Source organism: Halalkalibacter alkalisediminis, assembly GCF_028610705.1.
Classification (GTDB): Bacteria; Bacillota; Bacilli; order Bacillales; family Bacillaceae_D; genus Halalkalibacter; species Halalkalibacter alkalisediminis.
Genome location: NZ_JAQQWT010000003.1, coordinates 235,500 through 256,166 on the forward strand (window position 1 = coordinate 235,500; position 20,667 = coordinate 256,166).

At 38.6% G+C, this 20,667-nt stretch carries 23 protein-coding genes; 6 read left to right on the forward strand and 17 right to left on the reverse strand.

Annotated elements, in window-relative coordinates:
- Positions 1-47: 47 nt before the first annotated feature.
- Both PQ474_RS06030 and PQ474_RS06035 read right to left on the reverse strand, forming a co-directional pair.
- Positions 48-677, reverse strand: coding sequence for a hypothetical protein (locus PQ474_RS06030; RefSeq protein ID WP_273841136.1), 630 nt, complete (start codon positions 675-677; stop codon positions 48-50).
- Positions 678-701: 24 nt separating this feature from the next.
- Positions 702-989, reverse strand: a complete 288-nt coding sequence (locus tag PQ474_RS06035) for a hypothetical protein (RefSeq protein ID WP_273841137.1) — start codon at positions 987-989, stop codon at positions 702-704.
- Between the two features lie 209 nt (positions 990-1,198).
- Between PQ474_RS06035 and folE2 the strand changes: the two genes are divergently transcribed.
- Positions 1,199-2,083 carry a GTP cyclohydrolase FolE2 gene (gene folE2, locus PQ474_RS06040; protein WP_273841138.1) on the forward strand — a complete coding sequence of 295 codons (885 nt, stop codon included), beginning with the start codon at positions 1,199-1,201 and terminating at the stop codon, positions 2,081-2,083.
- A 70-nt stretch (positions 2,084-2,153) separates the two neighbouring features.
- Here folE2 and cobT read toward each other — a convergent pair whose 3' ends face one another.
- From cobT to cobA, 5 genes are all read right to left on the reverse strand, one after another.
- The gene (cobT, locus tag PQ474_RS06045) at positions 2,154-3,173 is read right to left on the reverse strand and encodes a nicotinate-nucleotide--dimethylbenzimidazole phosphoribosyltransferase (protein WP_273841139.1); all 1,020 of its coding nucleotides are present in this window, start codon (positions 3,171-3,173) and stop codon (positions 2,154-2,156) included.
- A complete protein-coding gene (locus PQ474_RS06050; RefSeq protein WP_273841140.1) occupies positions 3,163-4,554 on the reverse strand; it encodes a cobyrinic acid a,c-diamide synthase CobB in 1,392 nt (463 codons plus the stop codon). Before PQ474_RS06050 ends, cobT begins: the two co-directional genes overlap by 11 nt.
- 137 nt (positions 4,555-4,691) lie before the next feature.
- On the reverse strand, positions 4,692-5,324 hold the full coding sequence (locus PQ474_RS06055) for an NAD(P)-dependent oxidoreductase (RefSeq protein ID WP_273841141.1): 633 nt from the start codon (positions 5,322-5,324) through the stop codon (positions 4,692-4,694).
- Positions 5,321-6,157 carry a sirohydrochlorin chelatase gene (locus PQ474_RS06060; protein WP_273841142.1) on the reverse strand — a complete coding sequence of 279 codons (837 nt, stop codon included), beginning with the start codon at positions 6,155-6,157 and terminating at the stop codon, positions 5,321-5,323. Before PQ474_RS06060 ends, PQ474_RS06055 begins: the two co-directional genes overlap by 4 nt.
- A 5-nt stretch (positions 6,158-6,162) precedes the next feature.
- The gene (cobA, locus tag PQ474_RS06065; RefSeq protein WP_273841143.1) at positions 6,163-7,632 is read right to left on the reverse strand and encodes a uroporphyrinogen-III C-methyltransferase; all 1,470 of its coding nucleotides are present in this window, start codon (positions 7,630-7,632) and stop codon (positions 6,163-6,165) included.
- Positions 7,633-7,927: 295 nt separating this feature from the next.
- Between cobA and PQ474_RS06070 the strand changes: the two genes are divergently transcribed.
- The 4 genes from PQ474_RS06070 (at position 7,928) to PQ474_RS06085 (ending at position 11,595) form a co-directional block, all read left to right on the forward strand.
- The gene (locus tag PQ474_RS06070; RefSeq protein WP_035661684.1) at positions 7,928-8,233 is read left to right on the forward strand and encodes a MerR family transcriptional regulator; all 306 of its coding nucleotides are present in this window, start codon (positions 7,928-7,930) and stop codon (positions 8,231-8,233) included.
- Positions 8,234-8,357: 124 nt separating this feature from the next.
- A complete protein-coding gene (locus tag PQ474_RS06075) occupies positions 8,358-9,200 on the forward strand; it encodes a divergent polysaccharide deacetylase family protein (RefSeq protein WP_390185875.1) in 843 nt (280 codons plus the stop codon).
- On the forward strand, positions 9,179-9,748 hold the full coding sequence (locus PQ474_RS06080; RefSeq protein ID WP_273841145.1) for a GNAT family N-acetyltransferase: 570 nt from the start codon (positions 9,179-9,181) through the stop codon (positions 9,746-9,748). Before PQ474_RS06075 ends, PQ474_RS06080 begins: the two co-directional genes overlap by 22 nt.
- Positions 9,745-11,595, forward strand: a complete 1,851-nt coding sequence (locus PQ474_RS06085) for a S8 family peptidase (protein WP_273841146.1) — start codon at positions 9,745-9,747, stop codon at positions 11,593-11,595. The genes PQ474_RS06080 and PQ474_RS06085 overlap by 4 nt, the downstream gene beginning before the upstream one ends.
- Positions 11,596-11,652: 57 nt before the next feature.
- On the opposite strand, the gene PQ474_RS06090 is transcribed toward PQ474_RS06085, so the two are convergent.
- From PQ474_RS06090 to PQ474_RS06130, 9 genes are all read right to left on the reverse strand, one after another.
- Positions 11,653-11,853, reverse strand: coding sequence for a DUF3906 family protein (locus PQ474_RS06090; protein WP_390185872.1), 201 nt, complete (start codon positions 11,851-11,853; stop codon positions 11,653-11,655).
- On the reverse strand, positions 11,850-13,472 hold the full coding sequence (locus tag PQ474_RS06095; protein WP_273841147.1) for a nitrite/sulfite reductase: 1,623 nt from the start codon (positions 13,470-13,472) through the stop codon (positions 11,850-11,852). The genes PQ474_RS06090 and PQ474_RS06095 overlap by 4 nt, the downstream gene beginning before the upstream one ends.
- 123 nt (positions 13,473-13,595) lie before the next feature.
- Positions 13,596-14,192, reverse strand: coding sequence for an adenylyl-sulfate kinase (gene cysC / locus PQ474_RS06100; RefSeq protein ID WP_273841148.1), 597 nt, complete (start codon positions 14,190-14,192; stop codon positions 13,596-13,598).
- Positions 14,193-14,492: 300 nt separating this feature from the next.
- The gene (locus PQ474_RS06105; protein WP_273841149.1) at positions 14,493-15,569 is read right to left on the reverse strand and encodes an inorganic phosphate transporter; all 1,077 of its coding nucleotides are present in this window, start codon (positions 15,567-15,569) and stop codon (positions 14,493-14,495) included.
- Between the two features lie 18 nt (positions 15,570-15,587).
- Positions 15,588-16,724, reverse strand: coding sequence for a sulfate adenylyltransferase (gene sat, locus PQ474_RS06110; RefSeq protein WP_273841150.1), 1,137 nt, complete (start codon positions 16,722-16,724; stop codon positions 15,588-15,590).
- A 60-nt stretch (positions 16,725-16,784) separates the two neighbouring features.
- On the reverse strand, positions 16,785-17,492 hold the full coding sequence (locus tag PQ474_RS06115; protein WP_273841151.1) for a phosphoadenylyl-sulfate reductase: 708 nt from the start codon (positions 17,490-17,492) through the stop codon (positions 16,785-16,787).
- A 296-nt stretch (positions 17,493-17,788) separates the two neighbouring features.
- The gene (locus PQ474_RS06120; protein WP_273841152.1) at positions 17,789-18,559 is read right to left on the reverse strand and encodes a DUF4097 family beta strand repeat-containing protein; all 771 of its coding nucleotides are present in this window, start codon (positions 18,557-18,559) and stop codon (positions 17,789-17,791) included.
- Between the two features lie 105 nt (positions 18,560-18,664).
- Positions 18,665-18,904 carry a hypothetical protein gene (locus PQ474_RS06125; protein WP_273841153.1) on the reverse strand — a complete coding sequence of 80 codons (240 nt, stop codon included), beginning with the start codon at positions 18,902-18,904 and terminating at the stop codon, positions 18,665-18,667.
- A gap of 88 nt (positions 18,905-18,992) precedes the next feature.
- Entirely contained in the window at positions 18,993-19,424 is a 432-nt protein-coding gene (locus PQ474_RS06130) for an SRPBCC family protein (protein WP_273841154.1), read from the reverse strand.
- 116 nt (positions 19,425-19,540) lie between these two features.
- Here PQ474_RS06130 and PQ474_RS06135 point away from each other — a divergent pair, with 116 nt between their 5' ends.
- Complete coding sequence (locus PQ474_RS06135; protein WP_390185868.1) at positions 19,541-20,146, forward strand: CPBP family intramembrane glutamic endopeptidase; 606 nt, start codon at positions 19,541-19,543, stop codon at positions 20,144-20,146.
- A gap of 36 nt (positions 20,147-20,182) precedes the next feature.
- Here PQ474_RS06135 and PQ474_RS06140 read toward each other — a convergent pair whose 3' ends face one another.
- Positions 20,183-20,620, reverse strand: a complete 438-nt coding sequence (locus PQ474_RS06140; RefSeq protein WP_273841156.1) for a YaaR family protein — start codon at positions 20,618-20,620, stop codon at positions 20,183-20,185.
- Positions 20,621-20,667 lie beyond the last annotated feature (47 nt).

Here is a 20,667-nt window from a genome sequence, read left to right on the forward strand (position 1 = left end):
GATGATCAACATCATCCCCTTGTATATAAATAGTAATCCTTTTTATATCATGACTCCTGATTAACCATTACGTAATATAAATATACATGCTCATATTCGTCGTTAGGCGTAGTTACCTGTTCTAAGTCAAATGTCTTCATTGAATTAGAATTCACGTTCTCAGCCAGGTACGCAACATACAACTTTTCTCCGTAAGGAATTTTATCTATTTGCTCCAGTAAATAGCCCCTTGTTCGTCCGCCTTGCTCTAAAGTCGGGCGTGAAAAGGAATACGAACTAGATCCCGTCGTTCCACTGTCATAAAAGATGATCATCTCACCTTGGACAGAAGGACTATCGCCACTCGCTTCCCAATCCATCGTAAATAAAAATCTCGCTCGATCATCCTCGGTTTCAAAGTCGGGATTATTTGCAGCCAACGTGATCCCACCACTCTCCTCAGAGAGCTCACCATAGTGAAAATAATCAACACCGATTTCTAATGAACGAAACTGTTTGCTTCGATCCATATATTCAATATAAAATAATTCATCAGCTAGCAATGAAAAAATCACTTGCTCATTTTCTGATAAAGTGATTTCTCTTAATCTCTCCGATTCCCCTCCCCCCGCAGTCAGTAATGTATCGCAACCAGTAATGCTAAGAAGACACATGAGGAAGAGTATCGACTGTTTCATTTTTTCGTTCTCCGTCTCATTTTATTATCGGAATAAGCTTAGTAAAAAGGGCATTTGTTCTCCTGAAAATTCCTGATCTGTACAATTTGATTCACTCATATAGTCTAGTTTTTTTGCGTAACCAAGTGTGGTTTCTTCTAGATTATTTGTTAATCCCGCTTGGTCATAACACGCAGGTGCACTATAGACTTTCTGTGTGTGATCAATAATAACCCTTGTCTCATCTGAAGGCATAACCGTTACTTGAATGATGAAGCCCCCAATTAGAAGTACTATCGCTATCATTAACCATATGGTCGTTCCTTTTTTCATAATTGACCTCTTTTCTTTTTACCTTTTCAACTTTTTAAACTTTTAGATTAATAACATTAGTCAACATTCTTGTTTCCTTTTCCCATTGTAGTGTAATATGTAGGAAGCATAACTCGCAACTATTTTAGTACTAATGTATGTCGTTTACTTACATGTAAAGTTATGCTAGGACTTTTAATAGAGAATTAACTTTCAGGAGTGATCATAAAATGAAACGTTCTTTACCACCTAAAGCTGAGCGTCACCGTCATTTTGGGACTGTAGACCCTATCATTGGAACAAAACCAACAGATAAGGAGAAAATGCCAGATCTTCAAAATAAACCAGCTGATTTTTATTTTCCTATTCAACAGGTTGGAATTTCTGATGTGAAATACCCTGTCATGATTGAATCAGAGTTGGCTCCAACTACTCAAACAACAACAGCTACTTTTGCATTAACTACTAGTTTAGAGCAAGATTTTAAAGGAATTAACATGAGTCGTCTAACAGAACAACTGCACAAGTTTTTTCAAACACATTTACTAACGGATCAAACACTACGTGAATTCACTGCTATCTTGGCTCGAGAAATGAAACAGAGAGCTGCAAATGTCCGTGTAACGTTCCCTTGGTTTTTTACAAAGACAAGCCCTGCGATGCAAAAAGAAGGGATGGCTCATGCAGACGTAACTTATGATGTGTCTTTTGACGAAGAAAAAGGATATACATCGATTATAACATTAACGGGTGCCGTAACGACGCTATGTCCATGTTCCAAGGAAATTAGTGAGTACAGTGCACATAATCAACGTAGCTTCGTAACAATGACTGTAACGGTTGATGATAGCTATGAAGCTGATTGGAAATCTGTTCTGCTAGATGCAGCTGAAACAAATGCTAGTTCCATCCTTTATCCCGTTTTAAAGCGACCTGATGAAAAAGCCGTAACTGAGCATGCTTACGAAAATCCTCGTTTTGTTGAAGATCTCGTTCGACTTGTTGCAGCTGATTTATATGAAAATGGTGCCATTAAATCATTCACCGTTGAATGTCGAAATGAAGAATCTATTCACCAACACGATGCCATTGCTAAATTAACTTATACTAAATAAATTGTAAAAAGGCAGTTGAGATCGTTTATCTCAACTGCCTTTCTTTATAACTTCATTCTTGAAAAAACGTTCACAGTCCTAAATCTTTAAACGTAGCCATTTCTCTTAGAATTCGAGATGAGGCCTCAACAATAGGATACGCTAGAGCTGCTCCTGTCCCTTCTCCTAATCGTAAGTCAAGTTGCAAAATCGGCTCGACCTCTAGGTAGTTCATCACTGCTTCATGTCCTAATTCTGCTGATTGATGAGCGATCATTAAATAAGGTCCAATAGCAGGTTCTAATTTCTTCGCTACTAAAGCTGCTGCAGTTGAAATAAATCCATCAATTAGCACAGGCGTTTGTTTTGCTGCCCCTGCTAATATAACACCTGTTAATGTGGCAATTTCAAGACCACCTACCTTTGCTAAAATAGACAAAGGACTTGTGCCAGCGGTTATATTTCGATTCAACATAGCTTCTTTAAGAACGGCAATCTTTTTTTGTCTTTCTTCTTCTTTCAGCCCTGTTCCAATCCCCACAACTCGTTCCATTGGCTCCTGTGTCAAACAAGCAACAAGAGCACTAGATGCACTTGTATTTCCTATACCCATTTCACCTGTAATTAGTAAGCGATGACCTTTTAAAATTAAATCGTTAGCTATCTCTTTACCGACTGCGATGGCAGCAAGAGCCTCTTCTTCCGTCATGGCGTCTTCGCGAAGAAAATTCCTAGTACCATTTCTAATTTTTTGATGAATAATTGGCTGGCTACTAATGTCTGCGTTAACCCCTACATCAACTACTAACACTTCTGCTCCTATTTGCTTCCCAAACACATTAATGGCTGCCCCCCCACGGACAAAGTTCTCAATCATTAATGCCGTCACTTCTGGAGGATATGCTGAAACACCTTCCTCCACAATCCCATGGTCAGCCGCAGCAACCACAATTGCTGGTTTCTCGATTATAGGTGGAAACTGTCCTGTAATTCCAGCTAATTGGATCGCTAATTCTTCAATTCTCCCAAGGCTGCCTATGGGTTTTGTTAACTGATCTAAATGAGCTTTTGTCTCCCTTAGTACTTCATTGTTAAATGTCTTAATCGTCATTTTCTTTTCTCCCTTTTGTCTGGTATTGTCGGCAGGTATCCATCCACGTTAAGGCCAACTCTGGATTCGAAGCTAAGTGTAGATGGATGTAGCTAGCAAGAACTCCATTGGCTTGAAACCCGACATGTTGCCTTTCTCCATTTAAAGTTTTATAGCTGAATGCCGGTTGAACACTTTCCATGAATCTAGAAGTTGAATAATGAAATTCATGACCTCTAATAAGCGCCCCTTTTTTTCCAAAAACGGTCTCTGACACTGTTTCCACTTCGCGATAGCCGATTGCTGAAAGTTTCTCTTGCATCGTTACTTCCATCGGAATCACATCTGCCATTGAATAGGCCTTTCCATGAACATGAATTTCTTTAGCTAAAAACATAAATCCACCGCATTCTGCTAGAATAGGCATTCCAGCTTTGCTAGCTTCCTGAAGATCGGCTATTAATTTCTTATTTTTCATTAATGGTTCAACATATTCTTCAGGGAATCCGCCCCCTAAATAAACCCCATCGCAATCAACAGGTAATGATTCACCTGCTAAAGGAGAGAACAAGATTAATTCAGCTCCTGCCTTTTTGAGTAGAGAAAAGTTTTCTTCATAGTAGAAATGAAAGGCAGCATCATACGCTACAGCAATACGAATTTGTTTTGATTGCACAGGCCAGGGGAGGGCATCCATGTCTTCTTGAATCCGTACCGCTCCCTCTGCGATCTCTAAGATTTTAGCTAAATCAAATTGATTGGATACGGCACGAGCCAAAGTTTCAATAAGTAAGTCGTGTTGCCCCTGTTCTAGTGATGGAACCAGTCCTAAATGTCTCTCAGGCAGAACAGGTACATCATTTGACTTTAAATAGCCCACAACAGGAACTCCACACATTTGTTCAATAGCTTCCTGACAGAGTTTAGCATGACCTTCGCTACCAGCCTTGTTAAGAATAACCCCTGCAATATTTACTTTATCTTCCATTAATTGAAAGCCTCGGACAATGGCAGCTGCACTTCTTGCACAATGGCTAATGTCTACAACTAATAATACCGGAGTATCAAGGATTTGACTTATCTCGTATGTACTTCCAACATTTGAGGAGGCTGAGTGTCCATCGAATAATCCCATCATCCCTTCAATGATAGAGAGATCTGCCTCCTCACTATTTTTATAAAAAATGGTTTTAATCCATTTTTCAGATAGCATCCAACTATCTAGTTGGTGCGACTTTCGGTTGGTTATGGCGAAGTGAAAGGTTGGATCCAAATAATCCGGCCCACACTTAAATCCCTGGACTACCTTTTTTTGCTTCGTTAAAGCCGCCATTAAACCAAGTGTCGCTGTTGTTTTTCCAACACCACTAGCTGTACCTGATACAATAATACGCGGTTGCATTTTATCACTCCCATTTAACAATTCCTTTTTATTGTATTTTATTAGACTTCACTCACCTCATTTTAATTATCTAGCTTTCAAACCTAAATCTTAAAGTTAGAAATGATCACAGCTATGACTAAGAAAAAAACCGACTATTAAGTCGATTTCTTCAGATACTCGTCTAGTAACTGTATGAATAATGTTTCGCGTTCTTTTTCATGTAAGAACTCTTTTCTAGCCACCATTTTTAAAATAGTTCTTCGCTCCTGCTCTTTTAAACGACTAGCACGCACTCGCTGTCTTACGTCAACTAAAAAATCTAAGTCCTCTTCAATCGTGTAAGGTAAAGATGACTCTAGCTCATTCATGAGTTGCTTGCCATATGTTGGACTTGCTCCTCCCGTGGACAAAGCAAGGGTCAAAAGACCTTTCTCCAATGTCAGTGGGAAGTGAAAATCACTAAGTTCAGGGTGATCAGCCATATAAATAAGTTGACCTGGTTGTCGGTTTTGATAGATTGATAGATGAAGAGAGGAATGATTTGATGTTAAAAGTAATAGATCTTCATCAAAAACCTGAGAGCGTTCAACTGCTCCTCTTTTCCAAATCACCTTTTTTTCGTTTAACCAGGGTTTAAACGCGTCGTCTAAACTTGGAGCATATACAAAAATCTGACTCAGTCCTACATTAATTAGTTTTAAAACATGCCGTTTTGCTACAGATCCCGCACCAATCACGGCAGCACTTTTCCCTTCCATGTTAAGCATTAATGGTAGGTGGCCCTTCATATCTTTGTCCCTTGTTGTTCAAAGAAGCCTGAACGATATAAGCAAGTGTCACAATTGACCAACACACTTTCATCTAGTACTTCCTGGACGCGCCTCGCTAGAACGGTAATTAATTGATCATCAAATCCTAAATAGTCACAAAGAATATACTCCTTATTGGATTGCTTCGACCACTCGTCGAGCTGTTTTTGTAACCCTTTCATCAGAACACCTGTAAAAAGAAGATAAGGTACGACATAAACCTTTTGATTCGGTAGGCGATTCACTCTTACTAACCCTTCATCTACATTCGGTCGTGTTGCAGCAATAAAACAGACATCTACATCTGCTACAGGTGTATATTCCCAAACTAGACGGGCAATTTTCATTAAATCACTCGTGGCATCAGGATCACTACTTCCTCTCCCTACAAGAAGTATAGAGATGGGCTCTCTGTCTTCATAATTAGGACGGCCATCTCGTAACGGCAACCCTGCTTCTTGCAAGCGCTCCTTCACAATGTCAATAACGGTAGTATCTATTCCGATAGGACGTCCATAGGAAAAGGAAACAGCTGGATATTGTTTTTTCATTTCAGCGATTGCTTCAGGAATATCTACTTTTGCATGCATTGCCGTTAACAGTAAAACAGGCACAACTGCGATGTTAGTCGCACCCTTTTTAACACAAACTTCGACTCCTTCTTGAATGGTAGGCTCTGCTAACTCAAGAAAACAACATTCTTGAATTGCTACATTTGGATGAGCCGCCTTTGCTTTTTCCACAAAATGATATAGCTCCTCATTTCCAGCTTGAACTCGGCTACCATGTCCAATATATAAAATGGCTTGCAATAAGCTCAACTCCCTTTAACTTGCTCTTGTTTTACTAGTTCTTTAATCAATGCTTGTCCAGAGGGCTCTTGTAACGTAGTCTTTACTTTGTACCCATAACGAATCGCAGCTTCGTACGTAGCAGGACCGAAACAAATAATCTCGGCACGTTCTGAGAGTGTCATAGGTGTCTCATGACAGGCAGTAATCTGCTCTGTTACAACTTTAACTGACTCTGCACTCGGAAAAACAATGGTATCTACTCGATCTTCGTCAAGAATTCGTTGACATGTAAAGTTTGATTGCCGAACCACTAACTCTGAATGAGAGCCAAGGAAATCATGTTGACCATAAAGTTCTCTTCTTTGTTGTTCCCTGTCTTTCCAAACAGTAGATGCAATGAGCAACCTTTTATTCCCCTCTATCATCTCATTAACTGGAAAACCAAGACAAACGAAAGACTCAATTGCTTTTATAGACTTGGTTGATGCGCCATAGAGGGTTGCTTTCAACGAACGAATATCAACTCGTTGTTCTTTTAATTGACTAAAAAACCACTCAACACTTTTTGGCGAATGAAATACTATTTCATCATAGTCCTCGAAATGAACGTAGGTTTCTTTTAAGTGTTTTGTCATAAACCTTGGGTATTCTAAAACTTCGGCACCAAGACTCGTTAACTTAGAAGCAATTTCACTTTCCCCCTCTGAAGTTCGACCAAACAATACGTGTTTTCCGAATAAAGGTTGGCGTTCAAACCAACTTTCCGTTTTTCTCAGTTGAGCCACGTCGCCGACGATTGTTATAGCTGGATTAGAAAATTTCTGTTCTTTAACTAATTGAGCAATTGTCTCTAACGTACCCATTAGCGTTTTTTGCTTACCAAGTGTTCCCCACTGAACAAGTAGAACGGAGGTTTCTTTACTCCGACCATTTTCTAATAACTTTTCACAAATATACGGGAGGTTTTTAATACCCATGTAAAAAGCGATCGTATCAATTCCCGTAGCTAATCCACGCCAATCAATCAAGGGGTGACCATCTGGTGATTTATCATGTCCTGTCACGATGGCAAAAGAAGCTCCATAATCCCGGTGGGTAACGGGTACTCCTGCATAAGTCGATGCGCCAATTCCAGCTGTAATACCAGGTACGATTTCATAGCCAATGTTGAATTTCTCCAACTCAGCTGCTTCTTCTCCGACACGACCGTAAACACTAGGGTCTCCGCCTTTTAATCTAACGACTATTTTTCCTTCTAACGCATATTTAACCAGCAAGTCATTAATAGCCTCTTGCCTTAAAAGATGTCGATCTGGCAGCTTTCCGCAATAAACAAGTTCTGCCCCTGCTTTTGTTTTTTCTAATAATAATGGGTTCACAAGACGGTCATATAAAACAACATCAGCTATTTCTAAACATTGTTGTCCTTTTACAGTTAATAATCGAATATCTCCCGGTCCTGCCCCAACTAAATATACATAACCTTTTTTCATTAGTTCGCTCCTTTGATGATTCCATCATGTCATTCATATTTTATAACAAGTTCCATTTTTTCATAAGCTTAACTTATTCCGAGTTTTTTTATATGTTTTATAAATTATAATATAAGTTTGAGTTCACCTCAATTACATTGTTAAAATTAGTAGCCAGTCAAAAGAATTTACATTTTATGTGAAACAATCAATAAACCTTGTCAGATTATCTAACATTTCCAGTCGTTTTCCACTGCCTGCTATGCTATGATAGAAAAAAGATCAGAACATTCTAACTTAACAAGGGGTGGAATGGGTGTCATCATACAAAGATAAAAAAGTGATAACGATTGGGATCGTTAGTGAATTGACAGGCCTATCAGAGAGAAAAATACGCTACTATGAAGAAAGAAAGTTAATCTATCCAGAACGTTCTAAAGGAGGAACACGTAAGTATTCCTTCTTAGATGTAGAGCGACTGCTTGATATCGCCAACAAAATGGAAGACGGAATGCAGACTTTTGAGATTCGAAAAATGGAGCAAAAACAAATGCAGAAGCAAGAAGTTCGCGATCGCATGCTTCGTGGTCAGTTGAATGCCGCATTTAATATTCGTAAATAACACATATATTAACGAAAACCTCGTTAATATATGTGTTTTTTTTGCATTCTTTTTAAATTTAACTTTTTTAACATAGAACGCTCTATCCTTTGACAAACTAATAGGAACTAACATTTGAAATGAGGTGTTACCCTTGCGTACCTATGTCCTTCTTTGTTCTTTTTTAGCTATGGTCTTTGTTTTATTTATTAATCAAACTTACACACAAGCTAATGAGTATGGACAAGCCGCCATTATCATTGATGATTTCGGTGGTGATGTAAAAGGCGTCGATTCTTTTTTATCAGGCAAAATTCCTATTACCGTTGCTATTATGCCTTTTATGGAACACTCGACTGAGCAAGCTGAGCGAGCCCATCAAGCAGGACTTGAAGTCATGATCCATATGCCAATGGAACCAAAAAAAGGAAAGGCATCTTGGTTAGGTCCAAATGCCATTACAAGTGACCTCTCAAATGAAGAAGTACGCAAAAGAGTATTAGAAGCCATCGAGAACGTTCCATATGCAAAGGGCATTAATAATCATATGGGTTCTAAAATAGTTGAAGATGAGCGGATTATTAGAGTAATACTCGAAATCGCTAAAGAACGCAACCTATATATTGTTGATAGTGGGACCAGTTCGGCTTCTGTTATTCTAGAACTTGCAAAAGAGTTAGATATCCCTCATGCAGCAAGGAATATCTTTCTAGACGATACCTTATCTTCACAACAGCATGTTTATAAACAAATGACGTCTCTTTTAAAAATCACAAAAAAGAGGAATAACGCTGTTGCCATCGGACATGTTGGTATTAAAGGAAACGAAACTTATGCTGGTATTGAACAAGCACTTTCTACCTTCTCTAAAGAAAAGATAGAGATTGTACCAATGTCTCATTTATTAGACACCGAAATCGATCATGATCATTCCGGTTTTTGGAAACCTAGAGAGGAGAGTCACACGTGGACACCGTTCATCCATTAATTCAAGAAAAAGCATTCACGGCAAAAGACCATTCTAAGGTCGTTTTACGTCCAGTTCATTTACAAGATGCTGAAGAAATAGTCATATCAGTTGAATCTATCATTAAACAAGGTTCTTCCATCCAAAAAGAAAGAGCAAGAACCGTAGAAGAAGAACAAGCATTCATTATCGAAATGACCTCGAAAGACAATATGTATACAGTTGTAGAAGTGAACGGATTAGTTAAGGGGATTGCAAGGGTTATACGAGGAGAATTAACTATGAAGCGTCATACGGGTCTTTTTAGAACTTGGTTACACGAAGATACTCAAGGAAAAGGGATTGGGAAGCAAATCATGGATTATACCCTTACTTGGTGTCGTCTTCACCAACTTCACAAGTTATGTTTAACCGTATTTGATTCAAATAAAATTGCGAAGAGTTTATACGAAAAATACGGCTTTGTGACAGAAGGTGTTCAAAAAGATCAGGTGTATATAAACGATGTATATCATGATGAGGTTTTCATGGCGTATTTTTTCAAAGGAAAGGGTGAATCTGACCAATGATGTGGAGAATGGCAAAAACAGTAGCAATCGTAGCGATCGTAGGTCTTGGTTTAGCCATTATAGGACGTGCTCTAATAGATGATAACAACTATTCCATTCAAACAAAAGACATTCCCAAAAATCTAGAAGTTTCAGCTATGGATCACTTAATGGCTGAAGATTTATCGCTTACAACTTCCATGTTTTTAAAACAACTCTCCGCCCAAATGCAAAGATGGGCCGAAGCAGATTTAAGTGAAGACGAAATGCGAGCACGTTTTAAAGAAGAAATCTCAGAACACCCGCATTTTAATGGGTTTGCTATTTTAGAAAATGGAAAAATCGTTGAGCAGGTTGGAGATTTAAAAAGATACCATCCATCTAAGTTAACTCATCACCATATGAAAAGTGATTTTTCCGACCCTTACACCGTTGATGGCAAACAATTTATGTTAATGGGAGAAAAGTTGAAAGGTGGTCGCACTGTAGTTGGAGAAGTGGACTTATCTTTCGTTAAATCCTTCGTGAAGGATATGGCTTCTGTTGCAGATGCCAACGGAACTTTTTTCGTATCTGGTGATAATCCAGAAGTTGAGTGGGAAACAACTGAAGATCTACCAGAAAATCTTCAGTCTGAGACAGTGCCCGAATTAGGCTGGCAAATAGTTGTACATTCGGATGAACAGAAACCAGAGAAATTACAACAGTCCTATCATGAGAACCAAGCGGTAATTAAATTTAAGCATCCTGAAGTGGCCGATACTTGGTTTAGTGATCATCAAGATTTAATCATTGTTGAAAACAATAACCCCTTATTCGTCGTTGAATCAAACATAGAATCCACTGAAGCACTAATTCAACGGTTAAGACGAGATTACGACTTAGCGATCGTTGAACCAAACTTCATCATTTCAAAACAGGTTACAATCTTTTCAACCGTTCCAAATGAGACACCTGAAAAAACAAAACAAGCTAGACCGCCCGAGCGTCAGCAAACGGTGTTAACTTCTTTACCGAATGATGAGTTTTTTGCACCATATCAGTGGAACCTCGAGCAAATTGAAATTAATGAGGGCTGGAATTTATCTGGAGGAGAAGGGGTTAAGATTGCTGTTCTTGATACAGGAGTCGATCCGAATCATTTAGACATAAAAGAGAAACTAGGACCCGGTTATAATGCGATTGATGACTCTGATGATTTTATAGATGCACACGGGCACGGAACTCATGTAGCTGGTGTTGCTGCTGCTTTAACAAACAACGTAACAGGGATTGCCGGTATTTCTTTTAACAGCACAATACTTCCCGTAAAAGTGCTGAACGACGAAGGCGAAGGGTCATCCTATGAAGTTGCAAAGGGGATCTATTGGGCCGTTGAACAAGGTGCAGATGTGATCAACATGAGTCTTGGAGATTATTATCCATCTGATCTTCTTTATGATGCAATTTCCTATGCGTATGAGCAAGATGTCGTTTTAATTGGTGCTTCTGGAAATGATAATGTCGAGGATCCTATGTATCCGGCAAATTATGAAGAAGTCTTTACTGTTGCTGCTGTAGATGATTCAAGGAACCGCGCTTTCTTTTCGAATTACGGAAAGCATGTAGACATTACAGCTCCTGGTGAGCATATACCAAGTTTATTCCCTGATAACAACTATGTAGTAATGTCTGGTACTTCTATGGCTGCTCCACATGTAGCAGGTTTGGCTGGATTAATACGCTCATTCAGACCGGACTTAACCAACGAAGAAGTCTACGAAGTGATGAGATCAACAGCCAAAGACTTAGGAACTAAAGGCCATGACTATTATTATGGCTATGGAGAAATTGATGTAGCCGCCGCCTTAAAGTCCATCGCGAACTGATAAGTCTAAGCAATCAATGATTAAAAAAACAGCCCTCTCATTAAAGAGGGCTGTTCATCATTCAATTACAAAACCAGCTGTTTTACGAATCGGTTTTTTTTCTAATAGTGTAATAGAAGAAATAGTTGGAAGTTTCAGGAAGTTCTTCTCAACTTCTTCTTCTGCAGCCACAAATGCGGTTTCTTGATCATTGGCCGCAACAACCACATGCAACATTTTTACTTCAAGTTCTACTTCAAATCGATATAAATACATCATGAAGCAACAACTAGGATTTCATCTAACGTAGCTTGAAGAGCATCATGTCCTACACGAGTATAGAAATCAAAAAACACTTCATTCGGTTCTTTGTTTTCTTCAAAATAACGTAGTAAAGAAGTTAATGCAGGGGCTAACTCTTCTGCTTCAATTTTTCCTTTTAATTTATTATTGAACTGAGCCACATCTTGCTCGAGAGTTCCACCGACGTAAAATTCAAACGCTTCAACCATTTTTTTGTCTTTATTTTTTAATAAAACACCTTGAAGGCCGATGTCCGCAATTTGACGTTGACCACAAGCATTTGGACAACCAATCATATGAATACGAACAGGAACATCAATATCTAAATGCTCATCTAAATATTCAGCCACACGTCTCATACGCTCTTTTGTCTCAACAAGAGCTAAGTTACAGTATTCAATCCCTGTACAGGAAACAGAATATCCAATAAAGTGTTTAGGCTCTAACTTAATGCGATCAAATAGTGATTCTTGTAACAAATCTTCAACCTTTTCATTTGGAACATTAGGGATCAACAAATTTTGTGTGTTACATGTTCGAATTTCACCATTTCCATAATCTCTTGCAATACGAGCTAGATTGAACCATTCGTCTGAACTCATTCGACCGACTGGAACGTTAAAACCTACATAACTTAAACCCTCTTGTTTTTGAGGATTAACTCCGTAGAAATATCCACCATTCCATTTTTCAAGCTTACAAGTTCCTTTTGTCGGAAGTTCTCCAACAAATTCTTCCAATTTTTCTTTAAACTTCTCAACACCCCAATCAGCAATTAAGAATTTCAGACGGGCGCGGTGACGTTTTTCTCGGTAGCCATAATCACGGTAAATCGAGGTAATCGCAATGGCGATCTCTTTTACTTTCTCTGGACGTACAAACACATCTAGCTCCTCTGCAAGATAAGGCTTAGCCGAAAGCCCCCCGCCCACCTTAACATGGAAACCAATTACTTCTTCTCCACCGATTTCTTTCACAGCCGGCGTAAAGGACATACAATTAATGCGATCATGACCAGCGTTATGAACATTTCCTGAAATTGACATTTTAAATTTACGTGGAAGATTTGAAAAATCAGGGTTACGTTGGAAGAAGCGGTATACATCCTCAACAATCTCCCTTGTATCATATAATTCATTCGGATCAATTCCTGCAAGCGGATTCCCCATAATCGTACGAGGAATATCTCCACAGGCACCAACAGACGAGAGACCCACTGACTCAAGACGTTTAAAAATATCAGGCAAGGTTTCAATTGTTAGCCAGTGATATTGAATGGCTTGACGAGTTGTAATATCAATCACATCTCTCCCATAGTCACGCCCAATTCCAGCTAATACTTCGGCTTGCTCATTTGTAATTAAACCAGAAGGAATATTAACACGCATCATGAAATACCCATCTTCTTTAGGCTTTTGCAAATAAAGACCTGCCCACTTAAATAAACTCCAGTCCTCTTTCGGAATTGATTCAAAACCTTCCTTTGCATACTTATCAATATCTTCTAATATTTCTAATCCGTCCTTCTCTAACTTGCGAAGCTCGTCTTTATTTAATTTATCTAAGTCCGTAGACCAAACTTTTTCATACCCCATGCCTAATTCCTCCTCGATGTAGTCAATTACACATTCTACTTCATTCAACTTTGAAATACATTTATAGAAGGCGTGAGATCTTCCTCACGCCCTTCTTCCTGATTCTATATAACAACCTTCATCTTAAAGAATTTTTTTCTCTTTAAGATAAGCTAAAATCATTTCAACCGATTGTTCAACTGACTTTTTGTCTGAATCAATAATAATTTCTGGAGCATCTGGTTCTTCGTACGGGGAACTAATTCCAGTAAATTCTGGAATCTCTCCTGCTCTTGCTTTTTTATATAGACCTTTAGGATCACGCTCTTCACAAGCTTCTAAAGAACAACGAACATACACTTCAATAAATTCGCCATCTTCAACCAACTCACGTACTCGATTACGATCTTCTTTAAACGGTGAAATAAAAGCTGTACAGACGAGTGTTCCTGCATCAACAAAAAGCTTCGCAACCTCACCAATTCTTCGAATGTTCTCTTTACGGTCCTCGTCACTAAAGCCCAGACCTTTATTTAAACCATGACGAACGTTATCACCATCTAATACATAGCTATTTTTACCTTGTTTAAATAACTGCTGTTCTAACGCATTGGCTAGCGTAGATTTCCCTGCTCCCGAAAGCCCTGTGAACCATAAAATTGCGCTACGATGTCCATTTCTTTCTTGACGCTCTTCTTTTTTTATCGTTGTCTCATGCCAAACAATATTTTGCTGCGACATTATAATTCCTCCTTCCAACTCACAAAAAATTCTGATCATTTTTACTATGCTTTAAGATACGTTTCTTCGCATGGTTTGTCAATAGATTTTCTTCGGATCGTACCGAGCTTATACAAAAAGGTAAAGACCGACCTTTTTGTCCTTGGTTTTTCTGCCCAGCTACGAAGCGGCATTGGCTTCTCTCGCTCTGCACCTCTTCTTTAGACACCCGCTCAGAAAAGGCTTAAAACCTTGCAGCGGTTCCGCTCAATGCTTCGAGCTTATACAAAAAGGTAAAGACCGACCTTTTTGTATAAGCTCTTAAATTCCGCCACCGTCGTCGAAGGTTGCTCTTCTTTCTTTTCTGGCTGATTGATACATGCTGTAGGCGCCGCCTGTTGCGATTAGTACACTGGTTAAAACAAACAGAGTGTAATAATCACCTTGTTTAAACAGCATAATGAGTCCATATGATAAGACAAGTGAAAATAATGGTGAAACAATCCACACTTTAAGAATTTGTTTTAAGATACTTTTTTGCCATAAGCGTAGTCCACCTTCTACTGTTCCAATCCCGATAATAGCTGAAGTTGTGACTTGCGTTAACGGAACAGGAAGACCGAAAATAGATGCTGTAATCACTAAGGATCCACCGGTTATAGAAACCGTACTCCCTTGCAATAGACTTAACTTTGTAATTCGTTTGCCGTTTGTTTCAAGGACGCGTCCTCCTAGCAACAGAGCTCCGATTGCTACGAAAAAGCCCCCCATTAAAATGGCAGGTGTGATGTCTAACAATCCTGCACCAACTAGTGGTCCAACAGCATTTGCTACATTATTCATTCCTGCCGCATAGGCTTCCATACATCCACTTATGATTAAAAGGGCAACTAAAGGTTTTCTCCATTTTCCCTTTCCTGTTAGATCAGGATATTTTCTTTCTAATTTACGGACTAGATGACCGAACAAAAAGGCAAGTAAAAAAGCGACAATTGGGACGATCACCCAGAATGAAACAATCACAATTAATTTATCAAAGAAAAGGGATTGGTAAGCAATACCAGCTCCAACGATCGCACCTACAACTACTTCACTAGTCGATAAAGGAATGCCAAGTAAATTAGCTATGAATAAGGAAAGACAAGCTGCACCTAAAATAATGATGACAATTTCGACATCAACAATAGAAACAGGAATAATGCCACTCCCTATAGTCCGGACTACTTCGCCACCTGCTAGAGCTCCCAAGAACGCAAACACGCCAACAAGAATCATCGCATTACGTTTTCGGGGAATAGCTCCACTTCCATAGGCAGGACCCATTGCCGCAGCTGTTCCACTTGCTCCTATATTCATTGCAAAGAAACAAGCAATGATGATAGCGACAATGGTTAACATATATTTTCTTCCTTCCTATTAAGCATGTACTTTCTGCATACCACGAATTAGAACTTCCACTACTTCACGTCGACTAAATTCCGGTGGTGGCGTCACACCTTCTGATAGCATTTGGCGAACCTTTGTCCCTGATAAAATCACACGATCTTCTTTTCCATGCGGGCACGTTTTCGTTGAAGCCATATTTCCGCATGCTTTACAGAAGAAACTATGTTCAAAGAACAATGGTTGAATGCTTAAATCTCCCTCTTGGAATTCAGAGAAAATCAACTGCGCATCGTATGTTCCATAATAATCACCCACACCAGCATGGTCACGTCCTACGATGAAATGCGTGCAACCATAGTTTTGACGAACAATTGCATGGAATACCGCTTCACGAGGACCTGCATAACGCATTGCAGCTGGGAATACTGCTAGAAATACTCGATCTTGCGGATAGTATTTCTCTAATAAAACCTCATAGCTCTCCATTCGAACATCAGCAGGAATATCATCAGATTTCGTATCTCCTACTAACGGATTTAAGAAAAGTCCGTCAACAATTTCAAGTGCTGATTTTTGGATATATTCATGTGCACGGTGTACAGGATTCCGTGTTTGGAAACCGACAATTCGTTTCCAGCCAAGCTCTGCAAACTTTGCTCTTGTTTCACTTGGATCTAGATAATACGAATCAAAACGTTCATGCTTCACACGTTTTGTTAGCGTAATTTCTCCTCCAACATATACATTAGGACGTTCAAACATTTTCTGAACTCCAGGATGTTGATCATCTGTTGCACGATAAACCTTTTTTGCTTCAACCGCTTTATTAGGCGTATAAATATCGGCTACTTCAATTACCCCATACACTTCGCCTTTATAAGTTAACTTCGCTTGTTCTCCTATTACTAGTTCAGCTGCTTTTTCTTCCGTTACAGGTAAAGTGACTGGAATACTCCAGACCGTTCCATTGGACAAGCGCATTTTCTCAACAACCGATTCATAGTCTTCTTTTCCAAGAAATCCAGTTAAGGGACTAAATGCTCCTATTCCAATTAACTCTAAATCTGAAAGAGAAAACGAATCTAATTCTATTTCCTTTTTTATGTTTGAATAATTAACACTCGCATCAAATTTCTGAATTAATTTTCCTCCATGTGCCTGTATCATACTAAATCATCTTCCTCTCTACTCATCTAATTTTGTGTTTTCCTCATTCATACAAGTGACTTATTTGTGCAATCCACACTCTGTCTTTTCTGAATTTGCCCATCTTCCACTTCTAGGATCTTCACCTTCTGCAACTGGTTTCGTACAGTACTCACAGCCAATACTAGGATAGCTCTTATCATGTAATTCATTGTAAGGAAGCTTGTGAAGGTTGATATACATCCAAATTTCTTCTTCCGTCCAGTGAATTAAGGGACATACTTTAATCGATTGAAAACGATTATCTTGATTGACGAATTGTGTATTTATCCGTGTAGGTGACTGTTCTCTACGCAATCCAGAAATCCAAGCATCGTAACGACTTAACTCTCGTTCTAGCGGCACCAATTTTCGTACCTTACAACAAGCATCTGGCTCACGTTCCCAAAGTCGCTCACCATACTGTTTGGCTTGTTCTTCTGGTGTGATTTCAGGTTTTGCTAACTCAATGTTTAAAGAAGGGTAGCGCTCTTTAACTTGATCAATCAGGTCATAAGTTTCCTTAAAATGAAAGTCGGTGTCCAAGAAAACAATGGTCGCATCCTTTTTGACCTTGCTTATTAGGTCAATTAGCACCATTCCTTCTGCTCCGAAACTACAGGAATAAACGAGTTTGTCACCAAAAGCATTGTAGACCCATTTTAAAACATCGAGGGAGTCTTTTCTCTCTAACTCTTTATTAATTACTTCATAATCTCCCTTTTGCAGTACATCAAATTGTAATTTCATATACTCACCCTTTTTTTAAAAGATATCGTAAAAACAGATGATTTTATATATTCTGTTTTAAATCCGATCATATCACTCATAGATTAAACAAAACCTTCTTAAACTAGATATACCGATCTTGAATACCTTTACCGATAACAATCTAGAGCAACACTTAATTCCTTGTAAATTGATATGATTTATTAGTTTAATAGTATTCTACCGATCCTACCATTAAAAGTCAATATCGTTTTCCTGATGAATCTTTAATTGGGCACAAAAAAAAGTGCAGAGCATAACACTCTGCACTTTCCAAATTATGGTTGCGCAATTTCGCCAGTAACGTTCTCAATCGTAACGGTCCCATCACGACTTTCTAAAATCGTTACATTTCCATCCAAATCATTAATTGCGATATTTCCTACACCACTTCTAATGGTCACGTTTCCTTCATGCTCGTTAATTTCAACATGACCAGACCCTGCAATAATACTTGTTTCACCAGTGGAATAATTGATTTTAGTGGTTCCTGCATTGTTATTTATAACAATAGCTCCAGCAACCTCTTCTAAAGTTATATCTCCTGCCCCATCGGTGATTTGAATATTTCCTTGAATATCTTTCAAAACCAAATGATTCGTACCGTGCTGTAGATTAAGATCAGCTCTCAAAGATTCAATTTGCAACTGCCCCTCATTTTGACGATATTCAAAAGCTAAATCATTCGGTACCTCAATCTCGAGGTGGATAAAACCTTGTTCGGGTTCGGCTCCTCGTTTTACTGACGTCTTAAGAAATGCTTGGTCATCTTCCGCAAATAAATCAACGGCTAAATTATTCTCACTAAACGTCTGTGCCTGTTCAGCACTATCATCACTCCAGGCTGTGAATTTAGCCGTTACTGTGATTTGATCAATCCCTTCAACACCTTTAACTTTGACATCACCTTCGTCATGATTGATATTAAAAGTTGTTATCTCTTTTCCATCTAACGTGTACGTTTCTTCGTGCTCAAACGTAATTATGTTACAACCTGTCAAAGTTATAAGAATCATAGTTGAAATCAACCAGCATTTAAGACCATTCATTTCAATTCTCTCCTGTCTATATTGCATACCCATCCTACAGTCTACAGAAATTCTCAATTATAAGCCAATAGAATCTACAAATAAACATTGAAATTCATGGTTTAGTCACTTTTGAACAAAAGGGAGAATGACCGCAGGTTGATTTTCCTTCGCTACATACTCTACTTTGTATCCCTCATTTTTTCTTTTATGAAAGGTTTCTTTGGAAATAGGACGTGGTGTCGACCACATTAACGATTCAATATTATCCCAAGAATCATGGGTAATTAGCTCAATCTTATAATAATAATGATTACCAGATGGATAAGTCTCACATACATATTTAACCGTTTGTTTTGAATGCATTCTAAGCCACTCCTTTTCTGTCTATCTTTCCCAGAAAAGAATGAAGATAAAACTAAAAAGAATGCAACAAAACGAACACTCACAGCATTTACGTTAAAAAGTGAAGTCTGATTGCTTGTTCTCTCCCTTTAAACATACTGTTTAACAAAGGCTTCAAAAAAACGCTAGGCAAGAAAGAGCGTAGATGAACTTGATCTTGCATAATGGTTTCATTACCGTTTGGTGTGAATGTATGTATGTGACTCCACTCTACAAACGGAAAGGGAAGCTTAACAGCAGTATCAACAAAACGGTTAGGTTCTTGAACATCCTCAATCAACGATATCCACCTAACATTAAAACCAGCGTACCCTAGTTTCATTTTAATTCTATTTCCAGTAATAGTCCTAGGATCAGATATAATCTCAACCTTAGGAAAGGGTGTTATTTTAGATAAATTAGTGGCAGATGAGAAAAAAGACCAGACATTATCAATCGGTGCATTTATAATGGTTTTATACGTGTAAACAAAAGAAGTCATCTTGAATTCCCCTTTACAAGCTAGTTAAGAATCTCATGGGACAACTAACATTAAATGGACTTAATAACTTCTAATTATTATAAATTACTACAACTTAAGAAATAAGGATGAGTAAATTGAATCAAAGAAAAACCTTTTACAGTGGATTACTACTAGCATTTAGCTTACTTTATGTTAGTTTTCATTGGCAACCTTTAGAGTTCTGGGTCTTATTTCCCCTGTCTCTCTTTTGCATGACGGTATGGAGTTGGTTACTTGAACCATACGACCTGAAATTACCATCTATTCGTCTATTACTATCAGCTATCGGGAGCGGCATCCTGCTATATAGTTTTTTCGCCTTTGGAAAATGGTTCGTGCTCATAACTGGTTTGCCTTTATTATCGGATCTAGAATCCTTATTTACATTAGTCAAACCAACCGAACCCATTCATTACCTTTGGCTTTTTTTCATTGTAATACCGGGAGAGGAATGGTTTTGGCGTGGTTTTATTGTAAAAAGGTTAACGAACCATTTATCCGTTAACAAAGCTGCGGTTTATGGGACGACTCTATACGCAGGCGCCCATTTAGCAACAGGAAGTCTGTTACTGGTCCTAGCTGCCCTTCTAGCTGGTTTAGCTTGGTCCTTTCTTTATGTACGGTCAAAATCAATCTGGGTACCCATTCTATCTCATTTGATTTTTGACTTATTTTTATTAGTTCTTTTTCCTTTGATTTAAAAAAGTGACTCAGAACTCTGAGACACTTTTTCTTCTTTATGCATATATATTCACTAATAAACCTTTGATTTCCCCAACCATGTTCAGGATATCCAATCCTTTTTTTTGCTTCTCTAGCACAGCATCAGTTAAATCCAACAGTTTTCGATCGACCTCTTGCACAATCTTATAAATCTTCGTTCGCCCTCTACGGTTAAAACCTCTACGTTCTTCAAGACTTAGACCAAATTGAACGGCATCCTCCATAAACTCTTTCACTAACTGTTTGTACTTTCGCAATTCATCAACGGTTCTATTCTCAGCCAACACCTTGCCTTGATCATCTATTTTATGCATGAGCTGCGCTAAGCGCTCATACGCTTTCTCATCTCTTTGCTTTCCCATGACCTCTTGAAAGGAAACCTTCGCTTCAGGTCCAGCCTTCTTAGTATCGACTCGGTTCATCCCAGTTTTGCCAATTCTTTGGACGTCCACTCTTACACCTACTTCCTTAGTCGCTAAATATTCTTTATTAGTAGTGT